Here is a 13,530-nt window from a genome sequence, read left to right on the forward strand (position 1 = left end):
ATTATAAACTAGTTGAGTGCGTTGGTTGGACTTTCTTATCTGGATAGATGTAGTTGATGGCATTGTTTACAGCTGTTGGAGCTTCCCCCAGACCTGTAGCGATGAGATCAATCTTTCCTTCGTAGAAGCAGCAGTCTCCACAGGCATAAATTCCAGGAAGGCTGGTTTCTTGTTTTTGGTTCACCTTGATTTTATGGCGTTGCAATTCTACACCCCATTCTTTCAAGTTTCCGATTGAAGATTTAAAGCCATAGTTGACAAATAAGTGATCAATCGGAATGAGTTCGGTTTCATCGGTTTTAACTTTTGTGATTTCAAGATGAGTGGCATGACCATTTTCGCCAATCAAGCGGCTAGGAACAAATGGTGTTTTGATGCTAACAGAAGATTGTTTGAGTTCTTCTACACTATGTTCTAAAGCACGGAAGTTATCCCGACGATGAATGATCGTAGTTGGAGCAATCTTGTCAAAAGCAAGAGCCCAGTCTACAGCAGAGTCTCCACCACCAAGGACGGTCACCTGCTGTCCTTCATATTGTTGGATGTTCGAAACATGATAGTGGACGTTATCAAAGTCTTCAGCTCCCTCAATGTCAAGGGCGCGTGGCTTAAAGGCACCACCGCCCATGGCTATAATGACTGCTTTAGACTGATGCACTTGGCGAGAAGTAGTGATGGTGAAGAGGTCGCCTTCTTTTCGAATATCCTCTACAGTTTCATTGAGAAAGATCGGTGTATCAAACCGTTTGACTTGCTCGATCAAGCGGTTGCTCAATTCTTCACCAGTCAAATTGGTAAAGCCAGGTACATCGAGGATACTCTTTTCTGGATAGAGAATAGCTGGTTGCCCTCCCAGTTGAGGTAAGGAATCAATCAGTTTGACTTTTACTTGGCGCATATTGCCATAAAAAGCAGCAAACAGACCAACTGGTCCGCCCCCAACAATTGTAATATCATAAATTTCTGACATAGTATCTCCTTCAGGGTTTTCTTTGTTTCCATTGTATCATAAAATGGGAAGAATGAAAAAGTTGGAAAAAGAAATGACATGAAGGCTAGGAGGGCTAGAAAAGTTTCAAAAGATCTTGACAGCGTCCTTAAAGTGTGATAAAATTATTAAGATTTTAGGCTTGAAGGGAGTGAAAAATATGTCAAAAACAGTAGTACGTAAGAATGAATCTCTTGACGATGCTCTTCGTCGTTTCAAACGTGCGGTTACTAAAGCTGGTACTCTTCAAGAAACACGCAAACGTGAATTCTATGAAAAACCTTCTGTAAAACGTAAACGTAAATCAGAAGCAGCTCGTAAACGTAAAAAATTCTAATTGAATACAAGAACAGACCTCGGTCTGTTTTTTGTTTTTTTCATCCGTTAAAGACAAAAAAACCGATCTTCTAGCTAGAAGATCGGATCTTTTTATCTGATTATTTGTTTGCAAGCAAGTCGCGGATTTCAGTAAGCAACTCTTCTTGAGTAGGAGCTTCTTCTTCGACAGCTTCTTCTTTTTTACCAAGGTTTTGAGCTTTTTCAGCAGCTTTCACTACGAAGAAAAGAACAGTACCAACAACAAGGAAGTTGATCACAGCGCTCAAGAAGCTACCGTATGCAACACCGTTCCATGACAAATTAGCAATCTTATCAACACCAGCAGCTTTCATAGCTGGTTTCAAAATAAGTGGAGTGATGATATCGTTAACAAGTGATGTTACGATAGCTCCAAATGCAGCTCCGATAACGACTGCTACAGCAAGGTCAACAATATTCCCACGAAGGAGAAAAGCTTTCAAATCTTTTAACATATCCTAAATATGTCCTTTCATAATAATTTTTTACTATGTTAGTATAACGGAAAAATATTCGACTGACAAGGAATATGCCTCATTTTTTAAAATTAGTGATAAAGGTTGAAAATCTTTTCTTTTATGTGTGAAATCGGTAGGAAAAAATTTACTTTTACTAACTTTTAGTATAAAATATAAAGTGATAATCTATGGTAAAATGGAGGCACTGTTTATGGTTGATAAAGAGCTAATTGCAGAAATTAAAAACAGTGTAAACATTGTTGAAGTTATTGGAGAAGTTGTTTCTTTGACCAAGGCTGGCCGTAATTTTTTAGGGCTCTGTCCTTTTCATGGTGAAAAGACTCCTTCTTTTAATGTCGTTGAAGACAAGCAGTTTTACCATTGTTTCGGATGTGGTCGCTCGGGAGATGTCTTTAAGTTTATTGAGGAATACCGTGGAGTGGCTTTTATGGATGCGGTCCAGATCGTAGCAGAAAAAGCGGGTATTGCGCTTCAGTACCAAGCAAGGCCGGCTCAACCAACGTCTATCAATCCCAACCAAGAACTTTATGAGATTCATCAGGAAGCCAGTAAGTTCTACCAGGCGATTCTGATGACGACAAAGATGGGAGAAGAAGCGCGAAATTATCTGCATGAACGTGGATTGACGGATGAGGTCATCCGACATTTTCAATTGGGCTTAGCCCCAGCAGAAGGGAATTATCTCTATCGAAATCTCTCTGAGAAGTTCTCTGAGAAAGTGATTACCGATTCGGGATTATTCACAATCTCAGATGCTGGAACAGTTTTTGATGCCTTTCAGGATCGGATTATGTTTCCTTTGACGGATGATAGTGGACGTGTCATTGCTTTTTCTGGTAGGTTATGGAAAAAGATGGACGATGGGAGTCATCAAGCCAAGTACAAGAATAGTCGTAGCACCCGTCTCTTTAACAAAAGTTATGAGCTCTACCATTTAGACCAAGCTAAGACGAGCGCCAAAAAGCAACATGAAATGTATATCATGGAAGGCTTTATGGATGTCATTGCGGCTTATCGAGCTGGGGTTGAAAATGCAGTCGCCTCTATGGGGACAGCCTTGACACCAGAGCACGTCCAGCACCTGTCTCATTTTACCAAAAAGGTCATTCTGACCTATGATGGGGATAAGGCGGGACTTGAAGCAACCGCTAAGGCCTTGGATGTCTTGCAGGATCTGGAGTTGGAGATCGTCCGTATCCCTGATCAGATGGATCCCGATGAGTACCTCAAAAAGACCTCCCCAGAAGATCTAGCTTCCCTCTTGAAGAATTCGCGGATCAGTAAGGTTGAATTCTTGATGCACTACTGGAAACCCCAGTATATTGAGAACTTGCAGGCACAGATTGAGTTTGTCGAGAAGCTGGCACCGATGATCGCCCAGACGCGCTCCATCACAGCGCAAAACACCTATATTTATAAGTTGGCAGATTTATTGCCAGACTTTGATTATTTGCAGATTGAGCAGATTGTCAATAATAGTCGCTTGCATCAACGGCAGGAGGATCAAAGTGGTGGACGATCAAGAACGTCGAATTTTTCAGTCGATCTCCTACCTAACCGTGGGATGACGCGCTTGATCAAGGCGGAAAATCATTTATTAAGTAGGATGAAAGATTTTCCAATGGTGCTCAATGATTACCGTTTGCGACCTGATTTTGTCTTTGACACACCGGAGTTACAGATCTTGTACCAATTACTCTGTCAAAATGGAGAAGTCACATCTCAGGATTTGTCCGAGCAACCTGAAGGGGTCCAGCACGCCTGGTACCGGATGTTAGAAGAAGATTTGCCAGAAGAGATAGCGGATGGTGAATTAGAAGAAGTGGAAGAAACGCGAAATCGTGAGCTTCTTCGCAAAGAAAGTCAACAAATTGGAAATAAAGTGAAGGAAGCTTCCTCGACAGGGGATGCGGAAAAAGCTTTATTGGAACTCGAGCGTTTGATCGCTCAAAAAAGAAGAATGGAGTAGGAATGGCTAAAGAACAAAAAGATATTACAACATTGGACGTTCAAATTGCAGAGTTTATTCGCAGCCACAAGAAAAGTGGAACTGCAACAGATGATGAAATTAATGACAAGTTGGTTATTCCATTCACACTAGATGCAGATGGGATTGAAGATCTTTTGCAACGCATTCAAGATGCAGGAATTTCGATCACGGATAAAGATGGTAACCCAAGTGCGCGTGTGTTGAACAATGAAGAAGAGCCAGAATTGTCAGATGAGGAATTGCTTGGAAGCAACTCTGCCAAGGTCAACGACCCAGTACGGATGTACTTGAAAGAAATTGGGGTTGTTCCTCTTTTGACCAATGAAGAAGAACAAGAATTGGCTATACTAGTGGAACAAGGTGATTTGGAAGCTAAGCAACGTCTTGCAGAAGCCAACCTTCGTTTGGTTGTATCCATTGCGAAACGTTACGTTGGTCGTGGAATGCAATTTTTGGATTTGATCCAAGAAGGAAATATGGGCTTGATGAAGGCCGTTGATAAGTTTGACTATACCAAAGGGTTCAAGTTCTCTACCTATGCTACTTGGTGGATTCGTCAGGCTATCACTCGTGCCATTGCAGACCAAGCACGGACCATTCGGATCCCTGTTCACATGGTGGAAACCATTAACAAGTTGGTTCGTGAACAACGCAATCTCTTGCAAGAATTGGGACAAGACCCAACCCCTGAACAAATCGCTGAACGCATGGATATGACGCCTGATAAGGTGCGTGAAATCTTGAAGATTGCCCAAGAGCCTGTTTCTTTGGAAACGCCAATCGGGGAAGAAGACGATAGCCATTTGGGAGATTTCATCGAAGATGAAGTGATTGAAAATCCAGTAGACTACACCACTCGTGTTGTTCTACGTGAACAATTAGATGAAGTCCTCGATACCCTGACAGACCGTGAAGAAAACGTCCTTCGTTTACGTTTCGGTTTGGATGATGGAAAAATGCGGACCTTGGAAGATGTGGGTAAAGTCTTCAACGTGACCCGTGAACGGATCCGTCAGATCGAAGCCAAAGCCCTCCGCAAACTCCGCCACCCAAGCAGAAGCAAACCATTGCGTGATTTTATTGAGGATTAAAAAGATCCTGTGGATCTTTTTAACCCGAGCTGAGAAATTCGGAAGCGAGGAAGGTCTGGGGGACATTTTTAACGGCCACCCAAAAATAAGAGAGTGGCCCAAGTCCTGCGGACCTTTTTAATCCGAGCTAAGCAATTCTATCGAGAGTAACATAACAAAAAAAGGAAGTGTCATATGGCATATACAACTGAGCAAATTGAAGAAATTAAAAATAAAATCTTAAATGCTTTGGAAGAGGTAATCGATCCTGAGCTTGGGATTGACATTGTTAATTTAGGTCTTGTTTACGAGATCCATTTTGATGGTGAAACTGGAGCGACCATTATTGATATGACGCTAACGACCATGGGATGTCCATTAGCGGATCTTCTGACAGATCAGATTCATGATGTTTTAGCAGAAGTAGAAGAAGTGACATCTGTGGATGTGAAGTTGGTCTGGTATCCTGCTTGGACGGTAGAAAAAATGAGCCGCTATGCACGGATTGCACTTGGAATTAGTTAAAAATTCTATTCATCAAAACAAATCAGAGGTTGGGGCTTCCCTAACCTCTGATTTGTTTACACCTGTATTTTTGAACAACCATTTTCAAATTCTTAGCAAATTTTCAGATAAAGTTGCAATCATCAAGAGGACAAGGTATAATAGCATAAATAGAAAATAAAGGAGATTTACATGAATCAGTATCCTTTGGTCTACTTGGACCATGTGACAAAGAATTATGGGCATGAAGTTGCTCTCATGGATGTTAGTTTGAACATCCAACCTGGCCGTATTATTGGCCTTTTGGGGCCTAATGGTAGCGGGAAAACAACCATCATTAAATTGATTAATGGTTTGTTGCAACCAAGCCTTGGAAATATCTATATTCATGGGCAATTACCATCCCCAGCTTCTAAAAAAGTTGTTTCCTATTTGCCGGATACGACTTATCTGAATGAAAATATAAAAATTAGTGATGCTATTAGCTATTTCCAAGATTTTTATTCAGATTTTAATGTCCAACGAGCTTACCAATTGCTCAACGATTTGCATTTGCATCCAAATCAAAAATTGAACAGCCTTTCAAAAGGGAACAAGGAAAAAGTACAATTGATTTTGGTGATGAGTCGTGAAGCGGACTTGTATGTCCTTGATGAACCAATCGGTGGGGTTGACCCAGCGGCGCGTGATTATATTTTGCGGACCATTATTCAAAACAGACGTCCAAACTCTTCTGTCTTGATTTCTACTCACTTGATTGCGGATATTGAGCAAGTTTTGGATGAAGCGATTTTCATCAACCAAGGAAGAATCCTCTTGCATGAAAATACGACTGTTTTGCGCAATCAACACGGAAAATCAATCGATGAGATCTTCCGTGATCAATTCCGTGTTTATTAGGAGGACCCCATGTTTGGTAAATTATTAAAATATGAATTTAAATCGACAGCTAAGTGGTATTTATTGATCACCCTGATCGCACTAGGTTTGTCAGTGATTACAGGTGTTATTGGTGGAAGTGCTACAAACGGTTTTGTGGATATGGAAACCAATAGTATGCAAATCATAACGGGGACTCTTGGGATTCTCATTTTTGGAGGAGTCATTGGTCTTTATCTTAGTAACTACTATATTATTATTCGTCGTTTCTATTCCAACTTATACGGACGTGAAGGTTACTTGACCTGGACCCTTCCAGCTAGCCCTCATGCGATCATTTTGTCTAAATTTGTGGGAGCTTTAGTAGCGAGTCTTTACTGCCTATTCCTTCTATTTTTTAGTGGTTTTATCACAATACTTGTGATGGGCGCTGTCATTGGACAAGACCTCTCTCCTGTATTTAGTATTATCGCTGAGGCTTTTAGTCATTCTATTGCTTATTGGATTATCATCTGGTGGATTTTTACCACAGCTTCAGGAATCTTACTATTTTATGTATCAATCGCACTTGGCCAACTGTTCCAAAATCGTCGTGGATTGAAGGCTATTCTGTTTTTCTTTCTCTTGTGTATTGTGTTAAGTATCATAGGTACAGCAGTCAATCCATTAAAAGATTCATATGCTGTCGGATATGCATTGGTTTATGGAAATATTGATGATTTTGGACCAAACTTCATCCCAGGTCTCATTTATGAAGTTATTAAGATTGTTTCTATGTACTTCACCATTCACTACATCAGCAAGTACAAGTTGAATCTTCAATAATAACAGCAAATTGAGCAAGGAGCTTCCCAGTGGAAGCCTTCTTGTTCAATTTTTTTCTTTTGCATTTTTAGCTACATTTTGATATACTAATTGTATTCGTTTTGGGGTCGTTACGGATTCGACAGGCATTATGAGGTATATTTTGCAACTCATCTAGCGGATGTAAAACGCCAGTTAAATATAACTGCAAAAAATAATAATTCTTACGCTTTAGCTGCCTAAACACCAGCAGGCGTGACCCGATTCGAATCGCTCGTGTTTGATGACAGGTCTTAATTTTAGCGAGATACGATCTAACTTTGTCTAGAAGTTAGATAAGAGATTGATAGACTCGCAGGTACAGGACTTGAGTTATGTGTCATGTAGCTGTTAAACTAAGACATAACCTATGGTTGTAGACAAATATGCTGGCAGGTGTTTGGACGTGGGTTCGACTCCCACCGGCTCCATATTTTTATTCATGGAAGATTACTCAAGAGGCTTAAGAGGCCGTGTTGGAAACGCGGTAGGCGTGTAATAGCGTGCGTGGGTTCGAATCCCATGTCTTCCGTTGTTGAGACATCATTGTGTAGCAGTGGTGTTTTTTTGTACAAAAAGGAGTTACCAAAGGAGGCACCAAAATAGACAATGCAGAAAGGAGAAAAAGTGATTACACAGCTAGATACCAAATCAGTCTATACCTTTATGGAAAGCCTAGTGACCATAAAAGACTATGTCCAAGTGGCTAAAAGCATGGGGTATGGCGCATTGGGAATCATGGATGTAGATAATTTGTATGGTGCTTATGAATTTATCGAAGCCTGTCAGGCCCACAACCTCAGCCCCTTGGTCGGTTTAGAAATTGGACTAAAAGTAGACAATGAAACCATTCCGTTTCGGATGATGGCCCTGTCAACGAAAGGCTACCAGAATCTGATGAAGATGTCGACCGTCAAAATGATGGGGAAAAACAATTGGGAAGATGTGAAGCACCTCACAGAAGGAGTAGCGGTCATTGTCCCAGCGCCTTTTGCTCATGAAGACATACCGCTTGATCTAGATTACTTCATCGGAGTTTTTGCGGCTACGCCGGTCCAAGAGTTTAGCCACCCTGTGCTTCCTCTTCATACTGTGCGTTTTTTTGAGGCGGAAGATATGGAAGCCATGCAGATGCTCGCGGCCATCAAGGACAATCAAAGCTTGACAGAAACAGGACAAATTGATCCTAGAACTGTCCTAAAAACTCCTCAGGATTTACAGAATGATTTTGCTGAGCGATTTCCGCAAGCCATCACAAATCTTGAAAAACTTGTCCAAGGGATTCAATACGACATTGATACTCAGTTGAAATTGCCTCGCTTTAATCCTCAGAAACCAGCTGTTGAGGAATTGAGAGAATTAGCTCAAGTGGGTCTTCTTCGAAAGAACTTGACCAGTCCGGTCTATCAAGAACGTTTGGATCATGAATTAGACATTATTCACCAAATGGGCTTTGATGATTATTTCTTGATTGTCTGGGATCTTCTTCGTTTCGGACGAAGTCAAGGATATTATATGGGAATGGGGCGTGGGTCTGCTGTAGGCTCACTGGTAGCTTATGCCCTGGAGATTACAGGGATTGATCCAGTGGAGAAGAACCTCCTGTTTGAGCGCTTTTTAAATGTGGAGCGCTATACCATGCCGGATATTGATATTGATATTCCTGATATCTATCGTCCAGAATTTATCCGTTATGTGAGAGACCGTTATGGGAGTTACCATGCAGCTCAGATCGTGACCTTTTCAACCTTTGGGGCCAAACAAGCCATTCGAGATGTCTTTAAACGTTTTGGGGTACCAGAGTACGAATTAACCTCCATTACCAAGCGGATTGGCTTTAGGGATACACTGACGACAGCGTATGAACAGAATCTAGCTTTTCGACAAGTGATTCATAGTCGAGCAGAATTTGAACGTGGCTTTGAAATTGCCAAAAGAATTGAGGGCCAACCTAGACAGACCTCGATCCATGCGGCGGGTGTTGTGATGAGTGACCAGGATTTGACGGATCACATTCCTCTCAAGTATGGAGAAGACATGTTTGTCACCCAGTACGATGCTCATGCGGTTGAAGCCAATGGTCTATTGAAGATGGACTTTTTGGGTCTGCGAAACTTAACCTTTGTTCAGAAAATGAAGGAAGCCGTCTATGAAAAGTACCAAGAAGAGATCGTGATTGAAGCCATTGATTTAGAAGATCCAGAAACCTTGGCCTTGTTTACTGCTGGGGATACCAAGGGGATTTTCCAATTTGAACAGGCTGGAGCCATTCGCCTCTTGAGACGAGTGAGACCCAATCATTTCGAAGAAGTGGTAGCGACCACCTCTCTCAATCGTCCAGGCGCTAGTGATTACATTGACAATTTCGTCAAAAGAAAGCATGGCCAGGAAAAAGTTGAGATTTTAGATCCAGCTATTGAAGCAATCTTACGGCCCACATATGGGATCATGCTATACCAAGAGCAGGTCATGCAGGTTGCCCAGCGTTTTGCAGGTTTTAGCCTAGGGAAAGCCGATATCTTACGTCGGGCTATGGGCAAAAAAAATGTGGCTGAAATGCACAAGATGGAAGACGATTTTGTCGCAGGTGCTCTTAAACTTGGGCATACGGAAGAAAAAGCCAAAGAGGTCTTTGCGATCATGGAAAAATTCGCAGGCTATGGGTTTAACCGTTCTCATGCCTATGCCTATTCTGCCTTGGCCTTTCAGATGGCCTATTTCAAGGTCCATTATCCAGATGTTTTCTTTGATGTCATGCTCAATTATTCGAGTAGCGATTATCTGACAGATGCTCTCCAGTTTGATTTTAAAGTCGCGCCATTATCCATCAATACCATCCCTTACAGAGATAAGTTCCAGGATCGAAAAATCTACTTAGGAATGAAAAATATCAAGGGACTCCCGAGAGATTTAGCGTATTGGATCATTGATAATCGTCCCTTTGAAAGTGTCGAAGATTTCATTTTACGACTCCCCAATCAGTATCATAAATTACCTCTGTTAACACCTTTAGTGGAGCTTGGATTGTTTGATATTTTTGAAAAAAATAGGCGCAAGGTGCTTCACAATTTGCCGAATTTGTTTGTCTTTGCTGATGAGCTAGGTAGTTTATTTGCAGATTCTAACTATTCCTGGACAGAAGCAGAGGACTTTAGCCAGGCTGAAAAATATGAGAAGGAAGAGGCCATTATTGGGATCGGACTCAGTACCCACCCATTGGTTGCGATTGGGCAAACGAGTCCCTACGAGATCCAACCAATTTCTCAACTCATACAAGGAGAGCAGGTACGCATTCTCATTGAGGTACAAAACATTCGAACCATTCGAACCAAGTCAGGTGATCTCATGGCTTTCTTACAAGTCAGTGATACCAAGAAAAAATTGGATGTGACCCTTTTCCCTGAAACCTACAATCGATTTTCCTCCTTGATAAAAGAAGGTGGCTTTTATTACTTGACAGGGAAAATACAAGAGCGTGATGGGCGCTTGCAGATGATTCTAGCAGAGGCACAACTGGCAACCAATGAAAAGTTCTGGATCCAGTTGCTCGATCATCGTCAGGATAAAACGATTCTTTCTATCTTGAAAAAATATCCGGGCCCATATCCTGTGATATTACGCTATGAAGACGAGAAAAAAACTCTTCAATTGAAGGGCTATACCGTCCAGAAAAACAAAGAATTGGAAGATGAATTAAAGAATCTCGTTATGAAAACGATTTATCGGTAAAAACTGCGAAAAATACGAGAATTTTAGTCTTCTTTGTGTTATAATTACGTAGAATGTAAAAGAAAAAAAGGAGCAAACAACGAAATGAAACGTATTGCTGTTTTAACTAGTGGTGGAGATGCCCCTGGTATGAATGCTGCCATCCGTGCAGTTGTTCGTCAAGCAATTTCAGAAGGAATGGAAGTTTTCGGTATCTATGATGGATATGCGGGAATGGTTGCTGGTAAAATTCAGCCCCTTGACGCCTCATCTGTTGGAGATATTATTTCCCGTGGTGGTACCTTCCTTCATTCAGCTCGTTACCCTGAATTCGCACAACGCGAAGGTCAATTAAAAGGGATCGAGCAATTGAAGAAACACGGGATCGAAGGTGTTGTCGTTATTGGTGGAGATGGTTCTTACCATGGTGCGATGCGCTTGACTGAGCTTGGATTCCCAGCTGTGGGTCTTCCTGGTACGATCGACAACGATATCGTCGGAACTGACTTTACAATTGGTTTTGATACGGCAGTCACAACTGCAATGGACGCGATCGATAAGATCCGTGATACTTCATCTAGTCACCACCGTACTTTCGTTATCGAAGTGATGGGACGTAACGCTGGAGATATCGCTCTTTGGGCAGGGATTGCATCTGGTGCAGATGAAATCATCATCCCTGAAGAAGGTTTCAAGATCGAAGATGTTGTTGAGAGCATCAAAGAAGGTTACGCAAAAGGTCGTACCCACAACATCATCATCTTGGCTGAAGGCGTGATGTCTGCAGATGAATTTGGTAAAGCTTTGAAAGAAGCTGGTGATGAAAGTGACCTTCGTGTGACTGAGCTTGGCCACATCCAACGTGGTGGTTCACCTACTGCGCGTGACCGTGTTCTTGCTTCACGTATGGGAGCACACGCTGTTAAATTGTTGAAACAAGGAATCGGTGGTGTAGCCGTTGGTATCCGTAATGAAAAAATGGTTGAAAACCCAATCCTTGGTAAAGCAGAAGAAGGAGCCCTCTTTAGCTTGACAGAAGATGGTAAGATTGTGGTAAACAATCCACATAAAGCTGATCTTGGTCTTGCCGAGTTGAACCGTAGCTTGTCTTCAATCTAATTTTATTTCATAAATTCGTTAACCTTGTCTTAAAAAGACAGATATATTTAAAAAGGAGTCATATATATCATGAACAAACGTGTAAAAATCGTTGCAACTTTAGGTCCTGCGGTAGAAATCCGTGGCGGTAAAAAATTCGGTGAAGATGGATACTGGGCTGAAAAACTTGACGTTGAAGCTTCAGCACAAAACATTGCTAAATTGATCGAAGCTGGCGCTAACACTTTCCGTTTCAACTTCTCACACGGTGACCACCAAGAACAAGGTGAACGTATGGCGACTGTTAAACGTGCAGAAGAAATCGCTGGTAAAAAAGTTGGTTACCTTCTTGATACAAAAGGTCCTGAAATCCGTACTGAATTGTTCGAAGGCGAAGCTAAAGAATATTCATACAAGACTGGTGAACGTATCCGCGTTGCTACAAAACAAGGCATCAAATCAACTCGTGAAGTGATTGCTTTGAACGTTGCTGGTGCGCTTGACATCTTTGATGATGTTGAAGTTGGTCACCAAGTATTGGTTGATGATGGTAAATTGGGTCTTCGCGTTGTAGAAAAAGACGCTGCAAAACGTGAATTTGTTGTTGAAGTTGAAAACGATGGTATCATCGCTAAACAAAAAGGTGTAAACATCCCTAACACTAAGATTCCTTTCCCAGCACTTGCTGAACGCGATAACGACGATATCCGCTTCGGTTTGGAACAAGGTATCAACTTCATCGCGATCTCATTCGTACGTACTGCAAAAGACGTTCAAGAAGTTCGTGCTATCTGTGAAGAAACTGGTAACAGCCACGTTCAATTGTTTGCGAAAATCGAAAACCAACAAGGTATCGAAAACTTGGATGAAATCATCGAAGTAACTGATGGTATCATGATCGCTCGTGGTGACATGGGTATCGAAGTACCATTCGAAATGGTTCCAGTTTACCAAAAAATGATTACTTCTAAAGTAAATGCTGCTGGTAAAGTTGTTATCACTGCAACAAACATGCTTGAAACAATGACTGAAAAACCACGTGCTACTCGTTCTGAAGTATCTGACGTCTTCAACGCTGTTATCGATGGTACTGATGCTACAATGCTTTCAGGTGAATCTGCAAACGGTAAATACCCACTTGAATCTGTAGCTACAATGGCGAAAATCGACATGAACGCTCAAACACTTTTGAAAGAATATGGTCGTTTGAACCCAGCTTCATTCGAACGTAACTCTAAGACAGAAGTTATGGCTTCAGCTGTTAAAGATGCTACAAACTCAATGGATATCAAATTGGTTGTAACATTGACTAAGACAGGTCACACTGCACGTTTGATCTCTAAATACCGTCCAGATGCTGATATCTTGGCATTGACATTTGACGAATTGACAGAACGTGGATTGATGTTGAACTGGGGTGTTATCCCAATGTTGACAGATGCTCCTTCATCAACTGACGATATGTTCGAAATTGCTGAACGTAAAGCAGTTGAAGCTGGTCTTGTTAAATCTGGTGATGATATCGTTATCGTTGCTGGTGTACCAGTTGGAGAAGCTGTTCGTACAAACACAATGCGTATCCGTACAGTACGTTAATAGACAATTTGATCTTAA

Annotated in this window: 11 protein-coding genes, 1 tRNA gene and 1 other RNA gene; 11 read left to right on the forward strand and 2 right to left on the reverse strand. The window is 41.5% G+C overall.

Going from position 1 to position 13,530, the window contains the following annotated elements; genetic code table 11:
- Position 1 precedes the first annotated feature (1 nt).
- Positions 2–970, reverse strand: a complete 969-nt coding sequence (locus HMPREF2704_RS01175; protein ID WP_049490569.1) for an NAD(P)/FAD-dependent oxidoreductase — start codon at positions 968–970, stop codon at positions 2–4.
- Between the two features lie 178 nt (positions 971–1,148).
- Between HMPREF2704_RS01175 and rpsU the strand changes: the two genes are divergently transcribed.
- Complete coding sequence (gene rpsU / locus HMPREF2704_RS01180) at positions 1,149–1,325, forward strand: 30S ribosomal protein S21 (RefSeq protein WP_000048054.1); 177 nt, start codon at positions 1,149–1,151, stop codon at positions 1,323–1,325.
- 100 nt (positions 1,326–1,425) lie between these two features.
- Here the strand turns inward: rpsU and mscL are convergent, their stop codons facing one another.
- Positions 1,426–1,800 carry a large conductance mechanosensitive channel protein MscL gene (gene mscL, locus HMPREF2704_RS01185; RefSeq protein ID WP_070845443.1) on the reverse strand — a complete coding sequence of 125 codons (375 nt, stop codon included), beginning with the start codon at positions 1,798–1,800 and terminating at the stop codon, positions 1,426–1,428.
- A 214-nt stretch (positions 1,801–2,014) separates the two neighbouring features.
- On the opposite strand from mscL, the gene dnaG reads away from it, so the two are divergent.
- From dnaG to pyk, 10 genes are all read left to right on the forward strand, one after another.
- The gene (gene dnaG / locus HMPREF2704_RS01190) at positions 2,015–3,793 is read left to right on the forward strand and encodes a DNA primase (RefSeq protein WP_061455440.1); all 1,779 of its coding nucleotides are present in this window, start codon (positions 2,015–2,017) and stop codon (positions 3,791–3,793) included.
- 2 nt (positions 3,794–3,795) lie between these two features.
- Positions 3,796–4,905: an RNA polymerase sigma factor RpoD gene (gene rpoD, locus HMPREF2704_RS01195; protein WP_021152924.1), complete on the forward strand. Its 1,110-nt coding sequence runs from the start codon at positions 3,796–3,798 to the stop codon at positions 4,903–4,905.
- 174 nt (positions 4,906–5,079) lie between these two features.
- A complete protein-coding gene (locus tag HMPREF2704_RS01200; protein WP_004220168.1) occupies positions 5,080–5,409 on the forward strand; it encodes a metal-sulfur cluster assembly factor in 330 nt (109 codons plus the stop codon).
- A gap of 171 nt (positions 5,410–5,580) precedes the next feature.
- Positions 5,581–6,288: an ABC transporter ATP-binding protein gene (locus HMPREF2704_RS01205; RefSeq protein ID WP_061455441.1), complete on the forward strand. Its 708-nt coding sequence runs from the start codon at positions 5,581–5,583 to the stop codon at positions 6,286–6,288.
- A gap of 9 nt (positions 6,289–6,297) precedes the next feature.
- Positions 6,298–7,092, forward strand: coding sequence for a hypothetical protein (locus HMPREF2704_RS01210; protein WP_070666232.1), 795 nt, complete (start codon positions 6,298–6,300; stop codon positions 7,090–7,092).
- A gap of 103 nt (positions 7,093–7,195) precedes the next feature.
- Positions 7,196–7,544: a transfer-messenger RNA gene (gene ssrA, locus HMPREF2704_RS01215) on the forward strand.
- A 10-nt stretch (positions 7,545–7,554) separates the two neighbouring features.
- A tRNA-Ser gene (locus HMPREF2704_RS01220) sits at positions 7,555–7,642 on the forward strand.
- Positions 7,643–7,737: 95 nt separating this feature from the next.
- Positions 7,738–10,839, forward strand: a complete 3,102-nt coding sequence (locus HMPREF2704_RS01225) for a DNA polymerase III subunit alpha (protein WP_070845477.1) — start codon at positions 7,738–7,740, stop codon at positions 10,837–10,839.
- Positions 10,840–10,923: 84 nt separating this feature from the next.
- Positions 10,924–11,937 carry a 6-phosphofructokinase gene (gene pfkA, locus HMPREF2704_RS01230; protein WP_021152956.1) on the forward strand — a complete coding sequence of 338 codons (1,014 nt, stop codon included), beginning with the start codon at positions 10,924–10,926 and terminating at the stop codon, positions 11,935–11,937.
- A 69-nt stretch (positions 11,938–12,006) separates the two neighbouring features.
- Positions 12,007–13,512 carry a pyruvate kinase gene (gene pyk, locus HMPREF2704_RS01235; protein ID WP_013903352.1) on the forward strand — a complete coding sequence of 502 codons (1,506 nt, stop codon included), beginning with the start codon at positions 12,007–12,009 and terminating at the stop codon, positions 13,510–13,512.
- Positions 13,513–13,530 lie beyond the last annotated feature (18 nt).

The sequence above is a fragment of the Streptococcus sp. HMSC076C09 genome, from assembly GCF_001837905.1.
In the GTDB taxonomy this organism is placed as follows: domain Bacteria; phylum Bacillota; class Bacilli; order Lactobacillales; family Streptococcaceae; genus Streptococcus; species Streptococcus parasanguinis_I.

What these genes read in the sequence shown, in the direction of transcription:
- HMPREF2704_RS01175 (WP_049490569.1), bottom strand. Translation starts at nt 970, where the DNA reads ATGTCAGAAATTTATGATATTACAATTGTTGGGGGCGGACCAGTTGGT.
- HMPREF2704_RS01200 (WP_004220168.1), top strand. Translation starts at nt 5,080, where the DNA reads ATGGCATATACAACTGAGCAAATTGAAGAAATTAAAAATAAAATCTTA.
- rpoD (WP_021152924.1), top strand. Translation starts at nt 3,796, where the DNA reads ATGGCTAAAGAACAAAAAGATATTACAACATTGGACGTTCAAATTGCA.
- pyk (WP_013903352.1), top strand. Translation starts at nt 12,007, where the DNA reads ATGAACAAACGTGTAAAAATCGTTGCAACTTTAGGTCCTGCGGTAGAA.
- mscL (WP_070845443.1), bottom strand. Translation starts at nt 1,800, where the DNA reads ATGTTAAAAGATTTGAAAGCTTTTCTCCTTCGTGGGAATATTGTTGAC.
- HMPREF2704_RS01205 (WP_061455441.1), top strand. Translation starts at nt 5,581, where the DNA reads ATGAATCAGTATCCTTTGGTCTACTTGGACCATGTGACAAAGAATTAT.
- rpsU (WP_000048054.1), top strand. Translation starts at nt 1,149, where the DNA reads ATGTCAAAAACAGTAGTACGTAAGAATGAATCTCTTGACGATGCTCTT.
- HMPREF2704_RS01210 (WP_070666232.1), top strand. Translation starts at nt 6,298, where the DNA reads ATGTTTGGTAAATTATTAAAATATGAATTTAAATCGACAGCTAAGTGG.
- dnaG (WP_061455440.1), top strand. Translation starts at nt 2,015, where the DNA reads ATGGTTGATAAAGAGCTAATTGCAGAAATTAAAAACAGTGTAAACATT.
- pfkA (WP_021152956.1), top strand. Translation starts at nt 10,924, where the DNA reads ATGAAACGTATTGCTGTTTTAACTAGTGGTGGAGATGCCCCTGGTATG.